Origin of the sequence: Burkholderia sp. Ac-20345 (genome assembly GCF_017104825.1) — a bacterium.
GTDB classification, from domain to species: Bacteria; Pseudomonadota; Gammaproteobacteria; order Burkholderiales; family Burkholderiaceae; genus Burkholderia; species Burkholderia lata_B.
The window spans coordinates 16,108-40,465 of sequence record NZ_JAAGPO010000061.1 but is presented as its reverse complement, the minus strand read 5'-3'; the positions used below and the strand labels follow the sequence as shown (position 1 = coordinate 40,465).

The 24,358-nt window shown below is 64.3% G+C and carries 20 protein-coding genes; 12 read left to right on the top strand and 8 right to left on the bottom strand.

Features of this window, described 5'->3' with window-relative positions; translation table 11 throughout:
* Positions 1–53: 53 nt before the first annotated feature.
* From G3O06_RS22190 to G3O06_RS22170, 5 genes are all read right to left on the bottom strand, one after another.
* Entirely contained in the window at positions 54–1,388 is a 1,335-nt protein-coding gene (locus tag G3O06_RS22190; RefSeq protein WP_241020187.1) for a glycosyltransferase family 1 protein, read from the bottom strand.
* Between the two features lie 129 nt (positions 1,389–1,517).
* Entirely contained in the window at positions 1,518–2,444 is a 927-nt protein-coding gene (locus G3O06_RS22185) for an NAD-dependent epimerase/dehydratase family protein (protein WP_174913323.1), read from the bottom strand.
* Between the two features lie 8 nt (positions 2,445–2,452).
* Positions 2,453–4,597: a hypothetical protein gene (locus tag G3O06_RS22180; RefSeq protein WP_205817518.1), complete on the bottom strand. Its 2,145-nt coding sequence runs from the start codon at positions 4,595–4,597 to the stop codon at positions 2,453–2,455.
* Positions 4,598–4,607: 10 nt separating this feature from the next.
* Complete coding sequence (gene gmd / locus G3O06_RS22175; protein ID WP_174913329.1) at positions 4,608–5,642, bottom strand: GDP-mannose 4,6-dehydratase; 1,035 nt, start codon at positions 5,640–5,642, stop codon at positions 4,608–4,610.
* 184 nt (positions 5,643–5,826) lie between these two features.
* On the bottom strand, positions 5,827–6,999 hold the full coding sequence (locus G3O06_RS22170) for a polysaccharide biosynthesis/export family protein (RefSeq protein ID WP_174913332.1): 1,173 nt from the start codon (positions 6,997–6,999) through the stop codon (positions 5,827–5,829).
* Positions 7,000–7,223: 224 nt separating this feature from the next.
* Between G3O06_RS22170 and G3O06_RS22165 the strand changes: the two genes are divergently transcribed.
* The 4 genes from G3O06_RS22165 to G3O06_RS22150 all read left to right on the top strand — a co-directional run bounded on the left by G3O06_RS22165 (position 7,224) and on the right by G3O06_RS22150 (position 12,943).
* Positions 7,224–8,375 (top strand): glycosyltransferase family 1 protein, encoded by a 1,152-nt coding sequence (locus G3O06_RS22165; RefSeq protein ID WP_174913335.1) that lies wholly within the window; start codon positions 7,224–7,226, stop codon positions 8,373–8,375.
* Positions 8,372–10,390 (top strand): capsular biosynthesis protein, encoded by a 2,019-nt coding sequence (locus tag G3O06_RS22160; RefSeq protein ID WP_205817517.1) that lies wholly within the window; start codon positions 8,372–8,374, stop codon positions 10,388–10,390. The genes G3O06_RS22165 and G3O06_RS22160 overlap by 4 nt, the downstream gene beginning before the upstream one ends.
* A 117-nt stretch (positions 10,391–10,507) precedes the next feature.
* Complete coding sequence (locus tag G3O06_RS22155; RefSeq protein ID WP_174913526.1) at positions 10,508–11,932, top strand: mannose-1-phosphate guanylyltransferase/mannose-6-phosphate isomerase; 1,425 nt, start codon at positions 10,508–10,510, stop codon at positions 11,930–11,932.
* Positions 11,933–12,130: 198 nt separating this feature from the next.
* Positions 12,131–12,943: a mechanosensitive ion channel family protein gene (locus G3O06_RS22150; protein WP_205817516.1), complete on the top strand. Its 813-nt coding sequence runs from the start codon at positions 12,131–12,133 to the stop codon at positions 12,941–12,943.
* A gap of 80 nt (positions 12,944–13,023) precedes the next feature.
* Here the strand turns inward: G3O06_RS22150 and G3O06_RS22145 are convergent, their stop codons facing one another.
* Positions 13,024–13,707, bottom strand: coding sequence for a DedA family protein (locus G3O06_RS22145; RefSeq protein WP_205817515.1), 684 nt, complete (start codon positions 13,705–13,707; stop codon positions 13,024–13,026).
* 173 nt (positions 13,708–13,880) lie between these two features.
* Between G3O06_RS22145 and mutL the strand changes: the two genes are divergently transcribed.
* Both mutL and miaA read left to right on the top strand, forming a co-directional pair.
* Complete coding sequence (gene mutL, locus G3O06_RS22140; RefSeq protein ID WP_205817514.1) at positions 13,881–15,878, top strand: DNA mismatch repair endonuclease MutL; 1,998 nt, start codon at positions 13,881–13,883, stop codon at positions 15,876–15,878.
* Positions 15,875–16,849, top strand: a complete 975-nt coding sequence (gene miaA, locus G3O06_RS22135) for a tRNA (adenosine(37)-N6)-dimethylallyltransferase MiaA (RefSeq protein ID WP_205817513.1) — start codon at positions 15,875–15,877, stop codon at positions 16,847–16,849. Before mutL ends, miaA begins: the two co-directional genes overlap by 4 nt.
* Before the next feature lie 5 nt (positions 16,850–16,854).
* Here the strand turns inward: miaA and tetR are convergent, their stop codons facing one another.
* On the bottom strand, positions 16,855–17,487 hold the full coding sequence (gene tetR, locus G3O06_RS22130; RefSeq protein ID WP_174985189.1) for a tetracycline resistance transcriptional repressor TetR: 633 nt from the start codon (positions 17,485–17,487) through the stop codon (positions 16,855–16,857).
* Between the two features lie 63 nt (positions 17,488–17,550).
* On the opposite strand from tetR, the gene tet reads away from it, so the two are divergent.
* Positions 17,551–18,750, top strand: a complete 1,200-nt coding sequence (gene tet, locus G3O06_RS22125; protein ID WP_205817512.1) for a Tet(A)/Tet(B)/Tet(C) family tetracycline efflux MFS transporter — start codon at positions 17,551–17,553, stop codon at positions 18,748–18,750.
* Between the two features lie 61 nt (positions 18,751–18,811).
* Here tet and purM read toward each other — a convergent pair whose 3' ends face one another.
* Positions 18,812–19,867, bottom strand: a complete 1,056-nt coding sequence (purM, locus tag G3O06_RS22120) for a phosphoribosylformylglycinamidine cyclo-ligase (protein WP_006484927.1) — start codon at positions 19,865–19,867, stop codon at positions 18,812–18,814.
* 250 nt (positions 19,868–20,117) lie between these two features.
* Between purM and hda the strand changes: the two genes are divergently transcribed.
* From hda to G3O06_RS22095, 5 genes are read left to right on the top strand one after another with little or no spacing between them, the layout of a single operon-like run.
* The gene (gene hda, locus G3O06_RS22115; protein ID WP_006484992.1) at positions 20,118–20,852 is read left to right on the top strand and encodes a DnaA regulatory inactivator Hda; all 735 of its coding nucleotides are present in this window, start codon (positions 20,118–20,120) and stop codon (positions 20,850–20,852) included.
* An 11-nt stretch (positions 20,853–20,863) separates the two neighbouring features.
* A complete protein-coding gene (locus tag G3O06_RS22110) occupies positions 20,864–21,541 on the top strand; it encodes an HAD family hydrolase (protein WP_174913356.1) in 678 nt (225 codons plus the stop codon).
* A 5-nt stretch (positions 21,542–21,546) separates the two neighbouring features.
* Complete coding sequence (gene pcnB / locus G3O06_RS22105) at positions 21,547–23,085, top strand: polynucleotide adenylyltransferase PcnB (protein ID WP_174913359.1); 1,539 nt, start codon at positions 21,547–21,549, stop codon at positions 23,083–23,085.
* A 35-nt stretch (positions 23,086–23,120) separates the two neighbouring features.
* Positions 23,121–23,663, top strand: a complete 543-nt coding sequence (folK, locus tag G3O06_RS22100) for a 2-amino-4-hydroxy-6-hydroxymethyldihydropteridine diphosphokinase (protein WP_174913363.1) — start codon at positions 23,121–23,123, stop codon at positions 23,661–23,663.
* Positions 23,660–24,346 carry a deoxynucleoside kinase gene (locus G3O06_RS22095; RefSeq protein ID WP_085041792.1) on the top strand — a complete coding sequence of 229 codons (687 nt, stop codon included), beginning with the start codon at positions 23,660–23,662 and terminating at the stop codon, positions 24,344–24,346. Before folK ends, G3O06_RS22095 begins: the two co-directional genes overlap by 4 nt.
* The last annotated feature ends 12 nt before the right edge of the window (positions 24,347–24,358 follow it).

Sequence of the window (24,358 nt, the reverse complement as noted above, 5' to 3'; positions counted from 1 at the left end):
TGTTCGTGCCCGCGACGCCGCCGGCCCGACCTCGATTCCTGTGCGCCCGGAAACTACGCGAGCGCCTCAACCAGCTTGCCCAGCCGATGCGCGCTCTGCTCCCAGGTCAGCGTCACCATGTTCCCGCTTCCGACGGCGCGATCGCACTCGAGATCCCGTAGCCAGCGCTCGAGGCTCGCCGCAACCTCGGCCGGAGAGTCCCCGCGGAAGTAGGTGGCGTGCTCGTGCGCGACCTCCCTGAACACGGGTATGTCTCGCAGGAACAACGGGATGTCGCGCAGCGCTGCCTCGATGATCGGCAGGCCGAATCCCTCGGCCTCCGACGCCATGATCAATCCGTCCGCGCGTTCGTACAGCGCCGTCAGGTCACCGTCGCTCGCATCCGTGAGCCAGACGAGATTATCGGTGGCGCCCTGCAGATTCTTGAGCCGCTCGACCAGCGCATCGACTCGCCACCCGGCCTTGCCGACGATCACCAGCGTGACGTTTATACCATCGCGCCATGCTGATTCGAACGCAGTCAGCATCTCGGCGTGTCCCTTGCGCGGCTCGACGGTGCCGACCATCAGCACGAGCCGCGACGCGCGCACTGCAGCGAGCGCGCCGGCGGACTGTGGTTCGCCGATCGCGGCCGGTTCGCTCGCGTTGAAATCCGCGCCGAGATGAAACCAGTCGACGCGAATTTCGTTGTGCTCGAGACCAAATTTGTCCTGCAGCCAGGTATCGACTTCTCCGGCAACCGACTTCGAAATGCAGAACAGCGCATCGGCATGCATCACCAGGAGGTCCAGCCATCGGCGATAGGATTTCGATGCGACGGGCGTAAACCATTCGGGATGCGCGGCAGGCAGCAGATCGTACACAACGAAAGCGCAACTCGCCCCGACTTCGCGCCAGCGACGCAACTCCTTTTGCCTCATGACCAGCGGGCGGCTTGCCAGGTCGAGACCCAGAAACACATCGCCACGCCGCACTTCGAGCAGGCGCTCATCGCCCGCCCCGTCCTGCCCGGTCAGGCGCGCCTGGTATTGCGTCGCATATCGATAGGGTTGCTTGCGCGTGGCCCGCACGAGATGGACCGTCATGCCTGCCGGCGGATTCGCCAGCAGGCACTGCGCGATGGAGCGGACGACGCGCTGAATACCGGTTCCTGCGTCGTTGACCGCAATGATCGAGACATCAATGAAAAGATTGCGCTGCGCGGGCCACTGCGCCTGGGCTTGAGGACGGGCGTTTGATTCGGCGATTGCGCGACGCATCGTCACGGCGCCGCCAGGGACCCACCAGCGATCCAGCCATCGCAGAAGAGACCGGTGCACCGATTCATACACGCAAAGACGCATCTTCCGCCATGCGCCTGCCAGCCCCTCGTTGCCCAATACGTCCATGTTCCGTCAATCAAACAAGCATTCAATGGATCAGCCAGCCGGATAAGATGAACGCGCGCCCCGGGGCGCGCGTTCATCAGGCAATGGACGAGCAATCGTCCACTGCGGCCTCATCCGACCCAGGCGCGTTTACGTCAGTCGCGCCGATGCGAGGTTTTCCTTGAACCAGCTATAGGTCTTGCCGACACCGTCCTTCAGGCTCGTGTGCGCGGTAAAACCCGTGTCGGCAAGCCGCGCGACGTCGACCGAACGACGCGGAATCCCGACAGGCTTGTCGGACAGCCACTTGATCGGCGCCGAAATGCCTGCCGCCGTGCACACCGCGTCGGCAAGATCTCCCATCGAGCTTTCGATCCCCGATGCGATATTAACCACACCGGAAGCACGATCGAGCAGGTGAATCGCCGCGCGCGCGGCATCGTCGACGTACATGAAATCACGCGTCGTATCCGGTCGCCCCCAGACTTCCAGCGACGTGCCGTTTGCCATCGCCTGCTCGGCCTTGCGAATCAGCGACGGCACTACATGACCGTTTTCCACGTCGAACCGGTCGTTCGGCCCGTACATGTTGGTGAAAACACCGTACACGTAGTCGATGTCGTTGTACTTCTTCAGCAATTCCAGATAGTGGAACGCGTGAATCTTCGAGTTCGCGTAGCCGTATTCGCCGAAATGCGGCAACCCCTTGAACATGTCCTCTTCGCGCAGCGGAAGACTGATATAGGGGAACGGATACGAAGCGACGGTGCCTGCGAAGAACACCTTCTTGACGGAACTGCCCGCAAGCCCCGTCAGCAGGTTTTCGTTGATCCGCGTATTCAGCGACAGCGACGAAAGCTGATTGCGCAAGTTGCCTTGCAGTCCGAAAACCTGCGAGGCCAGATGAATCAGGTGAGTCGGCCGTTCGTCGGCGATGAAGCCCTCGACCGCCTCGCGATCGAGCAGGTTCAGATCCGCGCGACGCGGCGCGACAAACGACGCACCCGCCATCTCGAGTTGCCGGCAAACCGCCGATCCCACGAGCCCATATCCGCCTGTTACGAAATACTTGTTCATGGATGCTCCTAAATAGCCTTTTTCTTCCACAACCACTGGATGGGAGCAGAAATGAATTTAGGTATCTTCACCGAATCGTAAAGCTTGACCAGCAACGCACGCGCAGCGGCCGCATCGACCTGCTTCACGAACGCCATCGGCTCGACGAGCTGGCCCTGCACGACCGAGGCGGCGCGAAGATGCTTGTCCATATAGTCGAAACCGAGCACGTCCCGCATGATCTCGGATTCGCGCATCAGTTGATCGTGATTGGAAATGCGGTGGTGGAAGACGTAGTACTCGTGATCGTCCACCGCTGCGACGCGCACGTCGTCAAACCCTTCGCTGAACCGCTGATAGGCAATCGACATCAAGCGCTGCCAGAAATACGGAGCATAGGCGAACGTCTCGAAAACTTCACTCATCGATTCCATGCGGCGATAGAGCGTCGACGAGCACGAGAACGGAGCGTTCGCGTCCATCATCGAGGTCAGCAGCGTCTGCCTCGTGAACGTTGCACGCCCTTCATGCGGCTTGCCGGTGTTTTCGAGCACGGTAAAGCCGCCCGCCACGTAGCTCATTTCCGGCGCCGCATCGAGTTCTTCCCACATCGACTCGACCGTCGGCCAGACCGGACGCTCCCAAGCGGGGACGATCTGGAAGATATCGCCCTCGGGCAATGCCTGCAGAACGGCGACGATCTTTTCGACGACTTCCTCGGCCGTCCCGATGTAGTCCTTCGCATCCCGCTTGAAACGGATGATTTCCACGCCTTCGCAGGCTTTCCGGATATCGTCCTCGCGCGCGGCCGAGCTCGTCTCGGGAATCAGTGCGTAGCACTTGGCATTCCGCTTGCCGGCCATGTGCATCGCATAGGAGCGGATTTTGGACGTGAATGCCGGATTGCACTCGTCCGCGATGAAGACGGTCGAAAGCGCGCGACCGATCCCGTCCGTCTTGACGACGTCAAGGTGAGGCCCCGCCGCGAAGATCCGCTTGAAGTTCTCGACGAGACTGAAGCGCTCCTTGTAGATCTCCTGCGCACGGGTCGCCCGTTCAATCGCGAGCTGCGGATTGTCGCGAATCCACTCGACATGCTCTTCGACCTTGCGTGCGACGGTCGCGGCCGGCTCCGTCGTGTCGATATAGAAAAGCAGATCGCCGAAGTTGTCGCTCGCGAACCGGTTTTGATCGCAAATGATCGGCACGCCTGCAGACAGGCACTCGAACAGCCGGCTCGACATCAGCCCGGACTTGATGTGCGCATCCGACGAAAGGACAAGGCCGATGCCCGATTGCGCGACGCGCTTGATCAGGGTCTTGCCGTCGAACGGAATCGATCCCTGGTACGACGCGTAGCCGTCCCAGACTCGCACGTTCTGGAAGACCTCGGGACCGTAGATATCCAGCATGCCGCGCTGATCCAGCAACTTCATCAGCTCGTGGTGGCGACCGCCGCGACCGCTCAGCGCCTCCCAGTTGATGCCGCAGTAGAACAGCTTGCCGTGTCCGAGCGCGGGAGGCACCACCGGTTCATGCACGGCGTGAAACAACGTCAGAAAGGGTGCCGTTGCTGCCCGGCCCGAGCCCTTCAGCAGCCGCCGGGCGTGATCGTCGGCCACACGCGAACCGCATGACAGGAAAGCGTCGTTGGACAGCGCGTTTTCCGATTTTTCCCGGTAGCTCCACTGGAAATAAAAATCGAGCGGATTCCACAGCGCATAATAGGTAAATGCGCTCCACGCCTTCGCCGAATCGAAATGCAATGCGAGTACGAATTCGATCTTGAGTTCGTCGACATGCGTCAACGCATCGTCAACGAGAAAACCATGACGGTTGATCGAAACGGTTTCGTAACCCAGTTCCTGCAGTGCCGACTTGATCCGCAAAATGCATTCTGTTTCAGCATTTTCGATGGTGGGCCAATAATCCACAACAGCAACGGTCTTCTTAATTTCCGTAAGAGACATATCTATAATATCCACAATAGCCGCACCAGCCGAATTCTGAAAACCATTATCGGAAAGCCGCCGCAACCGTCCGCGCGACCCCACGCGCGAACCGGCTCCCGTCCCTAATGCCCGCCTCGCGAAGCCGCGGGCTGCGACCGGAAAACAGCGCGCTCCCGATCCGCCCGACGCCGTACCGGCAACGACGGGCGGCTCGTCAAACAAACCCGGTTTCTCAGAACGAGAAACCGATCTTGTTACGACGCAGATCGGCCTCGACCATCATCTGGCAGAGCTCTTCCAGCGTCGTTTTCGGTTGCCAGTCGAGATCCTGCTTCGCCTTGGCGGGATCGCCGATCAGCAGGTCGACTTCAGCTGCCCGGTAGAACTTGGGATTCACGCGAACGATGGTCTTGCCGGACTTGCGATCGACGGCCACTTCGTTCTCGTCCTTGCCATGCCACTCGAGATCGAAATCGCAGGCACGGGCCGCAAGCGAGACGAAATCGCGCACCGCCGTCGTACGATTCGTGGCCAGCACGTAGGTGTCGGGCTGCTCGGCCTGCAGCATGCGCCACATACCGTCGACATACTCCTTGGCGTAGCCCCAGTCACGCAGCGCGTTCATGTTGCCGAGTTCGAGGACGCTCGCCTTGTCCAGGCGGATTTTTGCCAGCGTGTCGGTAATCTTGCGCGTCACGAACTCCTGCCCACGAAGCGGCGACTCGTGATTGAACAGAATTCCGCTCGACGCGAAAATATCGTAGCTTTCGCGATAGTTGATCGTCATCCAGTGCGCATACAGCTTGGCGACACCATACGGACTGCGCGGATAGAACGGCGTGGCTTCCGTTTGCGGAATCGATTGCACCTTGCCGAACATTTCCGACGTGCTTGCTTGATAAAAGCGAATCTTCGGATTGACGATCCGGATTGCTTCGAGCAGGTTCACCGCGCCCAGGCCGGTGATATTGGCGGTCGTCAGGGGCTGGTCGAATGAAACACCCACGAAGCTCAGCGCCGCAAGGTTATAAACCTCGGTCGCCTCAGTCTTCTGCAGCAATCGAATACTCGAGCCCAGATCGGTCAGGTCGTATTCGACCAGGCTCAGATTCGGATGATTGAGAATGCCCAGCTCTTCGATACGCCAGAAGTTGACCGAACTGTTCCGACGATATGAACCGTAGACACGATAGCCCTTTTCCAGCAGAAACTCCGCCAGATATGCGCCATCCTGCCCAGTGATACCGGTAATAAGAGCCGTCTTCATATTCTTCCCTAATTCAACGTAAATAATTCGCCAATTACAAGCATACGCAGCCCGGACAAGCGGTGGCGCCACGTGATTTCGCCGAGAATCGCCAGGAACATCGAATCAAACGAACCCGGAAGCATCTCAAAAACGATCTTCCGGATCCAACCGACTCAAATCCTGGCCCACATCGCGCCCTGTGTTACTTGAACGACTGGACCCCTGTCACCACCGGGTAGACAACCGTGAATACCAGATTCAGGACCTTCTGGATTTCGGTGATCGGCGCGTTCGAGACGTACAACACGTCCTTGTTGTCCATCATGAAACTCTGGACGGCAAAAAATGCGTTCGGGTCACGCAGGTCGACCCGATAAACGACCGGCACCTTGCCATCGGCGGTCGTCCTGACCGGTTGGTCCGGCCAGCTCAGCGCCTTAGGATCCTCGAGGCGGAAGATGAATACGCCCTTTGCATCCGAACGCGAATCCTGCAGGCCGCCGGAGCGCGCGATAGCCTGCGCCAGCGAGATGCCCTGCGCCTCGAAATTGACCTCTTCGTTCTTCCCCGTCGCGCCCAGCGCAATAAAGCTGTAAGGCTGGTACAACGCCGTGACAACGTCACCCGCCCGCAACGGAACGTTCTGGCGCGGATCGCGAATGATGGCCTGCAGCGGCAACGACGCAACTTCATTGCCTCGCGTGATCTGGATCGTGATCTTGTCCACCGACTGGCGCACGCCACCGGCCGCCGCGAGCGCGTCGAGCAGACGCTCACCGCGAGCGCTCAATTCCATCCGCTTGCTGCTCCCCACGTCACCGACCACGGTAATGTAGGACGTCTCGTTGCGCGCCAGCCGCACCAGTACCTGCGGGTCATGCGCGATATTCTTCAGCCGCCCGGCAATATAGCGCTGCAGCTGCGTCGGCGTCTGCCCCGACGCCTTCACCGCCCCGACGAAAGGAACGTTGATATTTCCGTCTCCATCGATCACCTGAAGCGGCAGCGTCGTCACCCGCGAGCCGCTCGGCGCGCTGCTTGCACCGCTGTCGGAGATGCCGCCGCCGAACAGGGTTGCGGGCGGAGCCTCCCAGATCGAGACTTCGACGGAATCACCCACGCCCAGCTGCTGGCGGAACGACCGGTCGTCGCCGAGCAGGGTCGCGAAGTCCGCGTGCGCGCGCTTGGCGTACAGTTGACGTGCAACCGAGTCGGTTACATCGATGATTTGAATACCTTGCGGATTGCCTTTCGTTGCCGCTGCATCGACCTGCGAGCGGCTCGGCCCGGATGTCGGAATGGCCGAGCAGGCCCCCAATCCGATCAAGCCAACCACTACCATTGCCAACTGCACTCCGCGTTTCACACTTGCCATTTATACAATCCGGTCATCCAAGGATAGAGGCGGCGACAATTGTCGCACGACGCAGAATAAATTTGCGTATACTTGCGATTTACACAATGCTGCCACCGGGTAGAGGCGGCGGCAATTGTCGCACGATGCGGAATAAATTTGCGTATAGTTAGCGCAATTTCCTACACCTCGGCATTTCCGCACGGCACGCGTGCCACTATGCATGCCACACGAACATTGCATCCGTGTTAAATATTTGCCTGGATATTACGCGCCTGCTTACTCGCCGTTCGGCGGGCTTGCTGCCCACCGGGGTTGACCGGGTTGGTCTCGCCTACCTCGAACACTATCGCGCCCGTGCTCACGCGGTCATCAGCCGGGCGGGATTCCCGAGAATTCTGAATGAAAGCGAATCCTCACGCGCCTTTAATCTCCTAACCGGATCGAATCAGCACCGATTCAGCATTCGCAGTGCGATTGCCAGAGCCTACCTCGATCCCCGGCGAGTCCGCCCGGACCGGGCCGTACTGCTTCACACGAGTCACAACGGCATGGAGCATGTCCGTTATTACCGGGCAATGCACCAACGTAACGTCCGTGCGGTGTTCATGATTCACGACCTCATTCCGCTCACGCACGCCGAATATTGCCGCCCGGGTGTCGAAGAGAGTCATCGCCGCCGCATTCATACCGCGTTGCGCCACGCGGACGGACTGATTGCGAACTCGGAAGATACCCACGCCGCGATCAAGGAAGAGGCACGCCGCGCCAGCCTCTCGATGCCGCCATGCATCGTCGCACCGCTCGCGGCCGGATATCGCTCGATCGAACCCACGCAGCCACCGATTCAGGCGCCATATTTCGTCATGCTCGGCACCATCGAGCCGCGCAAGAACCATTGGTTCATGCTGCATGTCTGGCGGCGCCTCGTCGAGCAATTGGGTGACGCGTCGCCCAAGCTCGTGATTATCGGACGGCGAGGCTGGGAATGCGAAAACGTCGTCGACATGCTCGAGCGCTGCGCCCCGTTGAAGGACGCGGTGATCGAGCTTCCGGACTGCACCGACGCGCAGTTGCACGCATGGCTTCAGCATGCCCGCGCGCTGCTGTTTCCGTCGTTCGTCGAAGGCTACGGCATGCCGCTCGTGGAAGCACTAAGCCTGAAAGTGCCCGTTCTCGCCAGCAATCTGGCCGTTTTTCGTGAAATCGCGGCCGATATCCCCGACTACCTGGACCCGCTGGACGGTCCCGCCTGGATAGCGCACATCCTCGCCTACACCCGCACCGACGGCGTGGAAAGAAACGAGCAGGTAGCCCGGATTGCCGGCTTCCGCGAACCCACCTGGGCTGGCCATTTCGAGCGCGTGGACCCATTCATCGATTCGCTGTCCCAATGACACGCGTCACGCGCCATCGAACCACATCCGCCGAAAGCTCCGCGTCGCACGTTGCGCCCGGCGGCAGGTTCCGTGAGCACCGCCCGGCAGAGGAAGCAAGCTACGCATTTCGCCGGCGTTGCGCGACGTATCGCGCGGCACTCGCGGATGCCGGCGTCACGATCGGCTCCGGCCAGGGCCCTGTTTACGCCGGCCCCGTACTGTCCGAGTGCAATCGCCATGTACCGCCACTGTCCTGGTTTATCGTCGAGCCCGCCCCAACCTGCGAACCGAGCCTCGTCGCGACGCTCGAATCGCTGATGTACGCCAGCACCGGATCCACGGCCCAGCCCCGGACGCGGGCACTGATGGAACGCGTGCTGACATCCGATGCGCTGCATGTCCGGTCTCGCATTCAGCCACTTCCCGACGCCTGGCGTGGTGCGACCGGCCGGCCGCGCATCGTGCTCATCGACGAACGGTCGGTATCGCACGCAGATTCATGCTCGAATCGACGACAGCGGCGCGTCGGCTTCGAATCCATGGTGCAGGCCGCACAGACGGCCCACCCCGACGCGGATTTCTGGCTGCTCCCTTCTGCGGACGGCGGCAGCGGACACTGGATGTCGACCCTGACGAAACTGCCTCCCGGAACGCAACGACTCGAGGTCGAACACTCGCTGCACGAGGTCCTCGCGACGTCGGATGCCGCTTACGTCGTCGCGGCCTCGGAAGGCATGGGTGCGCTGCTCGCGGGCGTTCCGTTGCATGTTTTCGGCGCCCCCTACTATGCCGGATGGGGCCTGACTCACGACCGCTTGGCATTGTCTCCACGACGGCAATGCGATTCCGTTGACAGGCTGTTCGAGACGACCTTCCTGAAAGCCGCCAGCTACCTCGACCCCGTGACGCACGGCCGTGGGACACTGGATGCAGTCCTGAGCTTCATCGAGCTCCAGCATTCGGTCGCCCGGCGCTTTTCGGATCTGAACGCGGTCGCAGGCGTTGCCTTTCAGTGGTGGAAACGCCCTTTCGCAACGCCCTATCTGACCGCGGGCGGCGGCCGCCTCCGCTGGGCAAAACACGCGTCCGACGTCGAGGCCGGGGAAATCGCCGCGATCTGGGGCGGGCGGTCGGCCGCGGGCCTGCGTGACGGTATTCGACACGTCAGGATCGAAGACGGGTTCCTGCATTCGACCGGGTTGGGCTCCGACATGGTCGCGCCGTACAGCCAGGTGATCGACCGTCTCGGCATGTATTTCGATTCCAGCCGCCCAAATGAATTGACGGCCATCCTGAATACTGCCGAATTCACCGAATCCGAACTGCAACGCGCGGCCGCGTTGCGCGAGGCAATCGCTACATACGGGCTGACAAAATACAACCTCGGGCGACGCAAACCGGATTGGGTCGCCCCTGCCGGCGCGCGGGTCATACTCGTTTCCGGCCAGGTGGCGGACGATGCGTCAATTCGGCTTGGCACACAAGGCATCACGACGACGGAAGCGCTGCTGGACGAGGTCCGCGCGCGCCGCCCCGACGCATTCATCGTCTACAAGCCGCATCCGGACGTGCTGTCGGGCAATCGCATCGGCCATCTCGGTACAACCGCGGTGGCCAATATCGTCGATGCCACGTCAGACCTGATCTCGCTGATCGAAGTCGCCGACGAAGTGCACACGCTGTCGTCGCTGTCCGGTTTCGAAGCACTGTTGCGCGGCAAGGAAGTTCACACGTACGGATTGCCGTTTTATGCCGGCTGGGGACTGACGGCGGATGCCGTCCCGCAACGCTGGCGCGAACGAACGCTGACGCTCGACATGCTAGTCGCGGCCGTATTGCTGCGCTATCCGGTTTACTGGGACTGGCGACTCAAACGCTTCACGTCGGCGGAAGCCGTGGTGAACCGGCTCGCCGCAACGGCGAACCGCCCGCTCGCCAGGGTCCGCTCGCGGCACATTCGATTTCTCGTCAAGGCGGTCCGCTGGACGCGCAACGCGCTGGATCATCTCGCGTGGAGACTACGCTTGGCTTGACGCACGGACACGAAAATCAATTCTGAAAAATCGTTACAACTGGATCCGAATCACTAGAACTGCCGATTCGCCTGCATTCAACGAATGGTGTCGACGTTTATATCTTGGAGCAACGCAATGATTTACCCTGTAATTCTGTGCGGTGGAAGTGGCACGCGTCTTTGGCCGATGTCTCGCGGCGGCTATCCCAAGCAATATCTGAAGCTTGCGGGTGAAGATACGCTGGTTCAGCAAACGGCGCTGCGCGCCAGCCATATTCCGAATGTCGCCAACCCGATCGTCGTCACCAATAACGATCAACGCTTCCTCGTCGCGGAACAACTGCGTCAGGTCGGCATTACGCCGTCGTCCGTCGTGCTCGAACCCGTCGGGCGCAATACGGCCCCGGCCATCGCCATTGCGGCATTGCTGGCGCTGCGCGAATCCCCGGACGCCGTGCTGCTAGTGCTGCCGTCCGATCATGTCGTCCAGAACGAAAAGGCCTTTATCGACGCGGTGCTCGAAGCGGCGCCGATCGCGGCCGATCGTCATCTCGTGACGTTCGGCATTACGCCGACCGAAGCTCACACGGGCTACGGCTACATCCGCCGCGGCCACGCAGCGGCAGACGGCAAATCCGTCTACCGCGTCGACGCATTCGTCGAAAAGCCTGATGCGCAAACCGCCGAGCGCTTCCTCAATGAGGGCAGCTACTACTGGAACAGCGGCATGTTCATGCTGAAGGCGGCGAGCTATCTCGACGAACTCAAGCGCCATGCGCCGGAAGTCGCCCGCCACGCGGAACTCGCGGTCGAGACATCACGTCAGGATGCAGATTTCATCCGCCTCGACCCCGACGTGTTCGGCGCCTGCCCGAACATTTCGATCGACTATGCGGTGATGGAAAGGACCGAATTCGCCGCAGTCGTCGAAGCCGCGAACCTGGGCTGGAACGATATCGGCTCCTGGACTGCCCTCGCCGATATCGCCGTGCGCGACACCGACCTCAATGCCAAGATCGGCGACGTGTTCTCGCACGAGACCACCAACTCCTATGTCCGTGCCGATCACCGCATGGTCGCCACTATCGGTGTCGACAATCTGGTCATCGTCGAGACGGCCGACGCCGTTCTCGTCGCGCATCGCGACAAGACGCAGGACGTCAAGAAAATCGTCGAATGGCTCAATGCATCGGGCCGTCACGAATCGATCACGCACCGCCGCGTAGTACGTCCGTGGGGCGATTACGAAGGCCTCGACCAGGGCGACCGTTTCCAGGTCAAGCGCATCGTCGTCAAACCAGGCGCACAGCTCAGCCTCCAGATGCACCACCATCGCGCCGAGCACTGGATCGTCGTGAAGGGCACGGCACTGGTCACGAACGGCGACAAGGAGATCATGCTGACGGAGAACCAGTCGACCTACATTCCGCTGGGTGCGACACACCGTCTGAGCAACCCCGGCAAGATTCCGCTCGAACTGATCGAAGTTCAATCGGGCGCGTATCTTGGCGAGGACGACATCGTCCGCTTCGAAGATACCTACGGCCGCGCACCGAAGTAAGCAACGCAATTCCGGGTCGCGCACCACGACTGGCCTCGATCCGGCCCCCCCAACGGGCAGCACGCTACCGCGTCCTGCCCGTTTTTCATTACGTCAAGCAATGTCAGGCAGGTTGCCCGCCTCGCACAGGTCAGGTTATAAAAGCGCCACCCATCCGGTGCATGCGCCGCCCTTTCTACCCCTGACTTCGGAGAACGCATGATCGATCTCGCCACAGCCCAGCAATTCCTGATGACCCGCGGTCTCGACTTCGGCCTCAACCTCCTCGCCGCGATCGTGTTGTGGTTCGTCGGCCGCTGGGCGATCCGCATCGGCACCCGACTGCTCGGCAAGGTCGTGCGCCGCAGCGGCAAGGTCGACCCGACACTGACCGACTACCTGACTTCCGTCGTCGGCGTGCTGCTGACGGTCCTGCTGATCCTCGCGATCCTGCAGATCTTCGGCGTGCAGACGACCTCGTTCGCCGCCCTGCTCGCCGGCCTCGGCCTCGCGATCGGTACCGCCTGGGGCGGCCTGCTCGCTCATTTCGCCGCAGGCGTGTTCATGCAGGTGCTGCGTCCGTTCAAGATCGGCGACGTGATCAATGCGGGCGGCGTCACGGGCACCGTGAAGGAGCTCGGCCTGTTCGGCACGACGATCGTCACGCCCGACAACATCGTGACGATCGTCGGCAACAACAAGATCTTCTCGGACAACATCGCCAACTACAGCGCAACGTCGTACCGTCGCGTCGACCTGACCGCGAAGATCGCGAACGGCGTCGATGCGGTCGACGCGATCAACCGCCTGAAGACGTCGATCCAGCAGATCCCGAACGTGCTGACCACCCCGGCGCCGGACGTCGGCGTGCTGCAGTTCACGCCGGAAGGCCCGCTGCTGTTCGTGCGCCCGTCCACGGCACCCGAGAACTACTGGCAGGTGTACTGCGACACCAACCGGGTGATCCTCGACACGTTCCGCGACGCGCAATATCCGACGCCCGAAACCCCGGTCTCGCATCGCAGCGCATAACGGCGGCACCGGACGAAAAAAAAGCGTGGCATCCGCCACGCTTTTTTTATTGCACCGAAAAGAAAACGAAACGCTCCCGCTCAACGCCCGCCCGTATTCTGCGCATTATCCGACTGCCGCCCGCGCACCAGCTTCCACACGGCACCAAGCGCAACCGGCACGACCGCCGCCCCGATCCCGACCAGCACGATCACGTTCAGGTACTGACGAATGAACGGGATGTTGCCGAAGAAATAGCCGAGCAGTACGAGCAACAGCACCCACACCAGCGCGCCAACCACGTTGAACAGTTGGAAGCGCGCGGCGCTCATCGACGACGCCCCCGCGACGAACGGCGCGAACGTACGCACGACCGGAATGAAGCGCGCGAGCACGATCGTCTTGCCGCCGTGCTTGTCGTAGAACGAGTGGGTCTTCTGCAGCGCGGCGCGATCGAGGAAGCGCTCGAGCACCGGGATATGCGTATTGAACACCTTCGGGCCGACCCAGCGGCCGATCATGTAGTTCACCGTGTTGCCGGATATCGCCGCGACCAGCAGCAGCACGATCAGCAGGCCGACGTTCATCTCGCCCGTCGCCGCAAACGCGCCGCCGATGAACAGCAGCGAATCGCCCGGCAGGAACGGGAACACGACGAGCCCCGTCTCGCAGAATACGATCAGGAACAGCACGAGATAGACCCAAGCTCCGTACTGCCGGATGAAATCGCCGAGGAAGGCGTCGATATGCAGGACAAGATTGACGAAATGAAGCAGCGTATCCAAATGCGATTCCTCGATGGCGATAGGGCCGGAACGGCCGAAAAAGGCTGAAGCGCCCACCGGTCAAGGCCGGGCGTGTTACGGACCCATGATACCGAAACTACCTTAAGGCTCCGTGAAAAAACGTAACCTCCGGTCGCCCCGGCACGCATTCGCCGCCTCGCTATAATTCGGCCATGTCCGATATCACCGAAACGGCCGCGGGCGCCGCGCCCGCCCCTGCTCCGCGCCCGCTGCGCGCGATCCAGCCCCTGCCCGACCAGCTGATCAGCCAGATCGCCGCCGGCGAGGTCGTCGAACGCCCGGCGTCGGTCGTCAAGGAACTGCTCGAGAACGCGATGGACGCCGGCGCCAGCACGCTGCGCATTGTGCTGGAAGAAGGCGGCGTCAAGCGCATCTCGATCACCGACGACGGCTGCGGGATTCCGCCGGACGAGTTGGCGCTCGCGCTGATGCGCCACGCCACCAGCAAGATTCGCTCGCTCGAGGAGCTCGAAGCGGTCGCCACGCTCGGGTTCCGCGGCGAAGCGCTCGCATCGATCGCGTCGGTCGCCGAGATGTCGATCACGAGCCGGACGGCCGACGCCGCGCATGCGATGAAGATCGACGCACAGACGGGCGTGCTGTCGCCCGCCGCCGGCGCGACCGGCACGACGATCGAGGTGCGCGAGCTGTACTTCAACACGCCCGCGCGGCGCAAGTTCCTGAAGAGCGAGCAGACGGAGTTCGGCCACTGCCTGGAAATGATTCGCCGCGCAGCGCTCGCGCGGCCGGACGTCGCGATCTCGGTGCTGCACAACGGCAAGGCGGTCGAGCACTGGAATGCGACCGAGCCCGCGCAGCGCGTCGCGAAGATCCTCGGCGACAGCTTCGCGACCGCGCACCTGCCGCTCGACGAGCAGGCCGGCCCGCTTGCGGTCTACGGCTGCGCCGGCCTGCCGACCGCGAGCCGCGGCCGCGCCGACCAGCAATACTTCTTCGTCAACGGCCGCTTCGTGCGCGACAAGCTGCTGACGCACGCCGTGCGCGCGGCCTACGAGGACGTGCTGCACGGCGACCGCTACCCGTCGTATGTGCTGTTTCTTGATCTTCCGCCCGAAGCCGTCGACGTGAACGTGCACCCGTCGAAGATCGAGGTGCGCTTCCGCGATTCGCGTTCGATCCACCAGTACGTGTTCCATGCGGTCCAGCGCGCGCTGGCGCGCCACGCGGGCGCGTCGCCGGAAACCACGGCGGGCGGCCATGCCGCGCAACTCTCACCGGCGCCGCGCGGGCCCGCTTCATTCCTGGATACACCGCTCGGCCAGAGCCAGCAGGGCAACGCGATCGGCGGCAGCGGCTTCTCGCCGTCGTCGTCCTCATCGTCGGGCAACACCTGGATGCGTCAGGCACGGATGACCCAGGGCACGCTGCCCGTCGCGCAGCCGCTCGCGCTCTATGACGCGCTGTTCGGTCGCAAGGACACGGGCGCGGGTACGCCGGACGGCACGACGACCATCGCCCGCGATTCGGCCGACGCGCCGGTCGCGCCGCTGCCGGGCTTCTCGGCTGGCTTCCCGGCTTCGCCGATCGCCGCCACCGCGCACGACGAGCAGCCGCTCGGCTTCGCACTGGGCCAGATTCACGGCATTTACGTGCTCGCGCAGAACGCGCACGGCCTCGTGATCGTCGACATGCACGCGGCACACGAGCGGATCCTGTACGAACAGTTCAAGAACGCGCTGGCCGACCGCTCGGTCGCCGTGCAGGCGCTGCTGCTGCCGATATCGATGACGGCCACGCCGGTCGAGATCGGCACGGTCGAGGAAGAACGCGACACGCTCGAATCGCTCGGCTTCGACCTGGCGGTACTGTCGCCGACGACGCTCGCGATCCGCGCGGTCCCGGCGCTGCTGAAGGACGCCGACCTGCAGTCGCTCGCGCGCGCGGTGCTCGCCGACCTGCATGCGTTCGGCGGCTCGCGCGTGCTCACCGAGCGCCAGCACGAACTGCTGGGCACGCTCGCCTGCCACCATGCAGTACGCGCGAACCGGCGCCTGACGCTCGACGAGATGAACGCGCTGCTGCGGCAGATGGAGGCGACCGAACGCGCGGACCAGTGCAATCACGGCCGGCCGACGTGGTATCAGCTCACGCTGAACGATCTCGACCGCCTCTTCATGCGCGGCCAATGAGCGCGGCACCGCACGCCAGCCCGACGACGATCGCCTGCCTGCTCGGCCCCACCGCTTCGGGCAAGACGGCCGCGGCGCTGGGGCTCGCCGCGCGCCGCCCGATCGAGATCGTCAGCGTCGATTCGGCGCTCGTCTACCGCGACATGGATATCGGCACCGCGAAGCCGTCGCGCGACGAGCGCGCGAGCGTGCCGCATCACCTGATCGACATCATCGATCCGGCCGACGCGTATTCGGCCGCGAGTTTCCGCGCGGATACGCTGCGCCTGATCGGCGAGATCACCGCGCGCGGCCGCACGCCGCTGCTCGCGGGCGGCACCATGCTGTACTACAAGGCGCTGACGCAGGGGCTCAACGACCTGCCGGGCGCCGATCCGGACGTGCGCACGACACTCGATGCCGAAGCCGAGCGTGACGGCTGGCCCGCGCTGCACGCGCGGCTTGCGCAGGTCGATCCCGACACGGCCGCGCGGCTCGCGCCGAACGATTCGCAACGGATCCAGCGGGCACTCGAAGTGTTCATGCTGAGCGGGCAGCCGATGTCGGTGCTGCTCGCCGCGCCGCGGCGCACGGACGATGCGGCCGCCGCTTACCGCTTCGTGCCGGTCGCGCTCGAACCGTCGGATCGCGCGGTATTGCACAAACGGATCGCGCAGCGCTTCGACGCGATGCTCGACGCAGGCTTCATCGATGAAGTCGAGCGGCTGCGCCGTCGCGAGGACCTCCATCCCGATCTGCCGTCGATGCGCTGCGTCGGCTACCGGCAGGCGTGGGAATTCCTCGACGGCGACACCGACTACCGGACGATGCGCGACAAGGGCATCTTCGCGACGCGCCAGCTCTGCAAGCGCCAGATCACCTGGCTGCGCGCGATGCCGGAGCGGATCGTCGTCGACTGCATCACGCCGGACTCGACGGCCCGCGCACTCGACGCGCTCGAACGCGTGCTCGACGGCAGCACGCCGGGCTGACCGCGTCAGCCGTGCTCGCGCGCGGCCAGATGCGCACGGGCGCCATCGACGATCAACGCGACGCCTCGCTCGAACGCTTCGTCGCCGCCGCGCGCGCGCAGCGCGGCCCAGCCCTTCGCGAGCAGCGGATACTCGGCCGCGTCGGGCAGCGGCGCATCGGCGTCGCCGTCCGGTTCCGCCTGCTCTTCCAGCACCCATCCGACCACGAAGCGGCCCAACGCATACATCACGTCGACCGCCTCGTCCGGCGCGAAACCCGCGTCGCCGAGCAGCGCGACCTTGCGTTCGATCGAGCTGAAGTGCAGCGCGCGCGGCCGCGTACCGGCATGCAGGCGAGCGCCGTCGCGATAGGCCAGCAGCGCACGGCGGAAACTGCGCGCGTTGTCGAAAAGCCACACATCCCACGCCTCACCCGGCTGCGGCAGCGACGCATCGTGACGCTCGAGCATGATCGCCTCGGCCATCGCGTCGAGCAGTTCGGCCTTGTTCCGGAAATGCCAGTAAAGCGTCGGCGACTGCACGCCGAGCCGCTCGGCGAGCTTCCGCGTCGACAGCCCGTCGATGCCGACTTCGTCGAGCAGTTCGAGCGCCGCGCGCAGTACCGTGTCGCGCGTCAGCCGCGCCCCTGTGTCCTTCATCTCTATCACCGATAGGGAAAGCTGTGGAATAATCGCCACTCTATCACCGATAGAGTTACGTTCTTGAATCCGTCCCTGATTGCCATCCTGGCCACGGTCCTGCTCGACGCGATCGGCGTCGGGATCGTGATGCCGATCCTGCCCGGGTTGCTGCGTTCGCTGGCCGACGCAGGCAGCACCGACACCCACTACGGGATACTGCTCGCGCTGTACGCGTTCGCGCAGTTCCTGTGCGCACCGCTGCTCGGCGCGCTGAGCGACCGCTTCGGCCGCCGGCCCGTCCTGCTCGTGTCGCTCGCCGGCGCCGCGCTCGACTACCTGCTGATGGCGCTCGCGCCGACGCTCGCCTGGCTTTACGTCGGGCGGCTGATCGCGGGCATCACCGGCGCGAACGTCGCGGTCGCGACTGCGTACATGACCGACGTCACCGCCGAACCCGACCGCGCACGACGCTTCGGCCAGCTCGGCGCGATGATGGGCATCGGCTTCATCGCGGGCCCGTTGATCGGCGGCCTACTCGGCGCGCTGCATGTGCGCGCGCCGTTCGTCGCGGCCGCCGTACTCAACGCGCTCAATCTCGTGCTCGTCTGGCGCGCGCTGCCGGAATCTCGGCCGCGTTCGGCCCGCGAAGGCCATGCGGTCGGCGCGCTCAACCCGTTCGCCAGCCTGCGCCGGCTGAGCGGCGCACCGGCGCTCGTGCCGCTGATCGGCATTTACGTGATCGTGGCGCTGGTGTCGCAGGCACCCGCGACGCTGTGGATCCTGTACGGCCAGGAACATTTCGGCTGGTCGACGCCGATTGCAGGGCTGTCGCTGGCGGGCTACGGCGCGTGTCACGCACTCGCGCAGGCATTCGCGATCGGGCCGCTGATCGCGCGGCTCGGCGAGCGCCGTGCGCTCGCGCTGGGCCTCGCGGGCGACGCGCTCGGGCTCGCGACAATTGCGTTCGCGACCGCCGCGTGGGTGCCGTTCGTACTGCTGCCGCTGTTCGCGGCGGGCGGCATGACGCTGCCCGCACTGCAGGCGATGCTCGCGCGGCAGGTCGACGATGCGCGCCAGGGTGAACTGCAAGGCTCGCTCGCGAGCGTGGCGAGCCTGATCGGCGTCGCGGGGCCGCTGGTCGTCACCGCGACCTACGCGGCGACACGCTCGACGTGGCCGGGGCTCGTCTGGGCCGCGGCCGCGCTGCTTTATCTGCTCGTCCCGCCGTTGCTGGCCGGTGCGCGCGCCGCGAACTCAGGCGCACCGCGCCCATCGGCATGAAAAAAAACCGCCCGGATCGACTCCGGGCGGCTTTCCTTGCTGCATCTGCTGCGGAAGTGCGTCAGACCACGACCGTCTGCGCCTCGCCTTCGCGGGTCGCACGCACGGTGCCGATCTTCCACACCTGCTCGCCGGCGGCGGTCAGGTCGGCGATCGCCGCGTCGGCATCGGCCGCCGAAACGATCACGGCCATGCCAATGCCGCAGTTGAACACGCGGTGCATTTCCGCGTCGGCGACGCCGCCGTGCTCCTGCAGCCACTTGAACAGCGGCGGCAGCGGCCACGCGTTCTGGTCGAGCTCGGCAGTGAGGCCTTCGCGCAGCACGCGCGGAATGTTCTCGACGAGACCGCCGCCCGTGATGTGCGCCATGCCCTTCACCGACAGCTTCTGCATCAGCGCGAGCAGCGGCTTCACGTAGATGCGGGTCGGCGCCATCAGCGCGTCGGCCAGCGAGCGACCGTGGAAATCGGCCGACAGGTCGGGGTTCGCGCGCTCGATGATCTTGCGCACGAGCGAGAAGCCGTTCGAGTGGATGCCGCTCGATGCGAGGCCCAGCACCACGTCGCCTTCGGCGATCGTGCTGCCGTCGATGATCTTGCTCTTCTCGACCGCGCCGACCGCGAAGCCGGCCAGGTCGTATTCGCCGTCCGGGTACATGCCCGGCATTTCGGCCGTTTCACCGCCGATCAGCGCGCAGCCCGACAGTTCGCAACCCTGCGCGATGCCCTTGACGACCGTTGCAGCGGTATCGACGTCGAGCTTGCCGCACGCGAAGTAGTCGAGGAAGAACAGCGGCTCGGCGCCCTGCACGAGGATGTCGTTCACGCTCATCGCGACGAGATCCTGGCCGACCGTGTCGTGTTTGTTCAGATGAAACGCCAGCTTGAGCTTGGTGCCCACGCCGTCGGTGCCCGACACGAGCACGGGCTCCTTGTACTTCTTCGGCACTTCGAACAGCGCGCCGAACCCGCCGATGCCGCCGAGCACGCCGTCGCGCAGGGTTTTCTTCGCAAAAGGCTTGATCTTGTCGATGAGCGCGTCGCCCGCGTCGATGTCGACGCCTGCGTCGCGATAGGACAGACCCTGAGCGTCAGGAGCGGATTTCGGAGGATTCATGGGGGAATGCGAGAAGGTCGGTAAAATGCGATTTTACCCGAAGCCGGCCCGTTGGCCGGAATTCCCAGCACCGAATCGTCAGGGATTGCATCTTGGTCAACACGTCCCCGTTTTCATCGCCCAGCGAACCGCGCCGAAACCGGCGTGGCGCCGTGCGTGCGGTCGCGCGTGAAGCCCGTGAAGACGCAGTTCCCGGCGCGTGCCCGGCGTACGGCGCGCGTATTTTCAACCGACCCGCATTGTGACTGTTGTGTCCCGTCAACTGACGCTCGATCTCGGCACGCCGCCGCCCGCCACGTTCGACAACTTCATCATGAACGAGGAGAACGACGAGCTCATCTCGCGCCTGCAGAAGCTCGACCTCGCGCTCGCGGCGGGCCCCGTGCCGGATCGGTCGTTCTATATCTGGGGCGAGCCCGGCTGCGGCCGCACCCACCTGCTGCAGGCGCTCGTGAGCGATGCGTCGTACGGCTATGCGCGCTACCTGACGCCGCAGAGCCCGCTCGGCGCGTTCACGTTCGACCCGCGCATCGGCATCTACGCGATCGACGACTGCGACCGGATGAGCGACACGCAGCAGGTCGCGCTGTTCAACCTGTTCAACGAAGTGCGCGCGCACCCGTCGAGCGCGTTCGTCGCGGCAGGCCCCGCGGCGCCGCTCGCGCTCGACGTGCGCGAGGATCTCCGCACGCGCCTCGGCTGGGGGCTCGTGTTCCACCTGTCGCCGCCGTCCGACGCCGGCAAGATCGCCGTGCTCAAGCTCGCGGCGAAGGAGCGCGGGATCGCGCTCACCGACGACATCGCCGCCTACCTGCTAACCCATTTCCGCCGCGACATGCCGAGCCTGATGGCGCTGCTCGACGCGCTCGACCGCTTTTCGCTCGAGCAGAAACGCGCCGTCACGCTGCCGCTGCTGCGCCGTATGCTGGCGCGTCCCGGCGACGACATCACACCACCGGGCACGGGCCCGAACCGCTTCGAGTAAAATGCGCTTCCATGACTAATCTGGCACTCTTTGACCTCGATCACACGCTGATCACGACCGATAGCGACCACGAATGGGGCCGCTTCATGGTGAAGCTCGGCATCGTCGACGCGGAAAGCTTCTCGCGTCAGAACGATCAGTTCTTCGCCGACTACAAGGCCGGCAAGCTCGACATCCACGCGTACCTCACGGCGATGCTCACGCCGCTCGCGAAATATTCGCGCGCGCAGCTCGCCGAATGGCACGCGCAGTACATGCACGAGGTGATCCGGCCCGCAATGACACCCGCCGCGCTCGAGCTCGTGCGCAAGCACCTCGATGCGGGCGACCTGTGCTGCGTCGTGACGGCGACCAACGAATTCATCACGCGCCCGATCGCATCCGCGTTCGGCGTCGACACGCTGATCGCCTGCGAGGTCGAAACGACCGACGGGCATCCCGATTCGCCGTACACGGGCCGGCCGACCGGCACTCCGAGCTATCGCGAAGGCAAGATCGTGCGAACCGAAGCGTGGCTCGCGTCGCTCGGCAAGCAATGGAGCGACTTCACGCACACCTATTTCTACAGCGACTCGCACAACGACATCCCGTTGCTCGAGAAAGTCACCGACCCGATCGCGACCAACCCTGACGACACGCTGCGTGCGCATGCAAGCAACCGCGGCTGGCGCATCCTCGATCTCTTCTGAACGTCGTGATCAAAAAATTCATCCGCAAGCTGCTCGGTCAGGACGAAACCGAGCAAACGTCTCCCGCAACGGCCCCGGCCGACGAAGCGGCCCCTGCTACCCCGCGCGCCCCGAAGGGCGCCCGAGGCGGCGGCGCGAAGAAACCGCGCAGCAACCATGAGCCGACCGTCGTGCCGGCCAGCGTGCACGGCATCAACCCGGCGCTGATCTCGAAGAATGCCGTGCGCGTGACCGACACGCTGCAGCAGGCGGGCTTCCGTGCATTCATCGTCGGCGGTGCGGTACGCGACCTGCTGCTCGGCATCGCGCCGAAGGACTTCGACGTCGCGACCGATGCAACGCCGACCGAGGTGCAGCGCCTGTTCCGCCGCGCGCGCCTGATCGGCCGCCGTTTCCAGATCGTCCACGTGCAGTTCGGCCAGGAGCTGATCGAGGTGTCGACGTTCCGCGCACTGGTCGACGCACCGCCCGAGGCGGCCGCCGCCGAGCCGCCGAAGCGCCTGAAGCGCGACGAACTCGATCGCCGCACGCACGCGGTCGACGCGAGCGGCCGCGTGCTGCGCGACAACGTGTGGGGCGAGCAGCACGAAGACGCCGCGCGCCGCGACTTCACGATCAACGCGATGTACTACGACCCGTCGACGCAGACGGTGCTCGACTACCACGACGGGATGGCCGACGTGCGCGCCCGCCTGTTGCGGATGATCGGCGACCCGGCCACGCGCTTCCGCGAGGATCCGGTGCGGATGCTGCGCGTCGTGCGCTTTGCGGCGAAGCTCGGTTTCGAAATCGAGCCGCATACGCGCGAGCCGATCAACGCACTCGCCGATCTGATCAACAACGTGCCGGCCGCGCGCCTGTTCGACGAAATGCTGAAGCTGCTGCTGTCGGGCCACGCGCTCGCATGCCTGAAGCAGTTGCGCAAGGAAGGCCTGCACCACGGGCTGCTGCCGCTGCTCGACGTCGTGCTCGAACAGCCGCAGGGCGAGAAGTTCATCACGCTCGCGCTGAACAACACCGATGCACGCGTGCGCGCCGGCAAGCCGGTATCGCCGGGCTTCCTGTTCGCGACGCTGCTGTGGCACGACATGCGCCAGCGCTTCGAGCAATACACGGCGGAAGGCGAAATCCCGGTGCCGGCGCTCCATCGCGCGATGGACGACGTGCTCGACATGCAGACCGAGAAACTCGCGATCCACAAGCGTTTTTCGGCCGACATGCGCGAGATCTGGGGCCTGCAGCTGCGCCTCGAGAAACGCTCGGGCCGCAGCGCGATGCGGCTGCTGGAACACCAAAGGTTTAGAGCGGGGTATGATTTCCTCCTGTTACGCTGCGAATCCGGCGAGCTCGATGCGGAAGTCGGACAGTGGTGGACGGATTTCATCGAAGGCGACGCGGCCGCTCGCGAGGCATTGCTCACGCAGGGCGGCACGAAGGAAAAATCGCCCCGCAAGCGGCGCCGCCGCGGCGGTGTGCGAAACCGCAAGCCGGGTGAAGGTGCCGCCGAGCAGGCACCGGACACCTCGGACGGTTCCGACGACTGACGCGCTTGCCGGCGAACGACGTAGGAAGTGATGCCATGACGGTTGCATATATCGGGCTGGGGGCGAATCTCGGCGATGCGCGCCAGACCCTGAAGGACGCGGTGGTGTGCCTCGCTCAGCAGCGCACCATCTCGATCCTCGGCAAATCGAGCCTGTATCGCACGGCGCCCTTCGAAGCGGGCGGCGACGACTACTACAACTGCGTCGTCAAGCTCGACACGACGCTGTCGGCCCGCGAGCTGCTCGCGCTTTGCCAGAAGATTGAACATCACTTCGGTCGCGAGCGCCCGTATCGCAACGCGCCGCGCACGCTCGATCTCGACATCCTGCTGTTCGGCGCCGATTCGATCGACGAGCCTGACCTGATCGTCCCGCATCCGCGCCTCACCGACCGTGCGTTCGCGCTCGTGCCGCTCGTCGAGATCGAGCCGGCACTCGACATCCCCGCGCGCGGCCGTGCCGATGCCTTCCTCGCCGCCGTCGCGGATCAGCGTGTCGAGAGGGTGCAGACCTGCCAGTGCCCGATGCAGAAGGCACTCGCTGCCAGCGAAGACGCCGACAAGAACCGCTGCCGATGACCCCGACTCCCCTCACCGTCACCGCGCCCGACCTGCGCGCCCCGCACCGCTATCTCGTGATCGAAGGCCCGATCGGCGTCGGCAAGACGACGCTCGCGCGCCTGCTCGCCGAGCGCTGGTCGATGCAGACGCTGCTCGAGCGCCCGCAGGACAACCCGTTCCTCGAACGCTTCTATCGCGACACCGCGCGCTATGCGCTGCCCGTGCAGCTGTCGTTCGCGCTGCAGCGCGCGCAGCAGGCACGCGAGCTGATCGGTGCGCTCGAAACGGGCCGCCCGGTCATCGCCGATTTCATGCCGCAGAAGAACGACATCTTCGCGCGGCTGAACCTGCCGGAAGACGAGTGGCAGCTCTACCGCTCGGTCGCGACGCACGTGGACGTGCCGCAGGCGCCGTCGCCCGACCTCGTCGTCTACCTGCAGGCGAGCCCCGAAGTGCTGTTCTCGCGCATCCAGAAGCGCGGGCTGCCGATGGAACTGCAGATCAGCGATGCGTACCTGCGCTCGCTCGTCGACGCGTACAACGAATTCTTCTACCACTACGACCGCACGCCGGTGCTGACGGTCGCCGCGGAACACCTGAACCCGCTGGACTCCCCCGAAGATCTCGCCCTGCTGGTCGAGCGCATCGAGACGATGCGCGGCCGCAAGGAATTCTTCGTCAAGGGCGAGACGACGCGCTGACGCGTCCTCGCC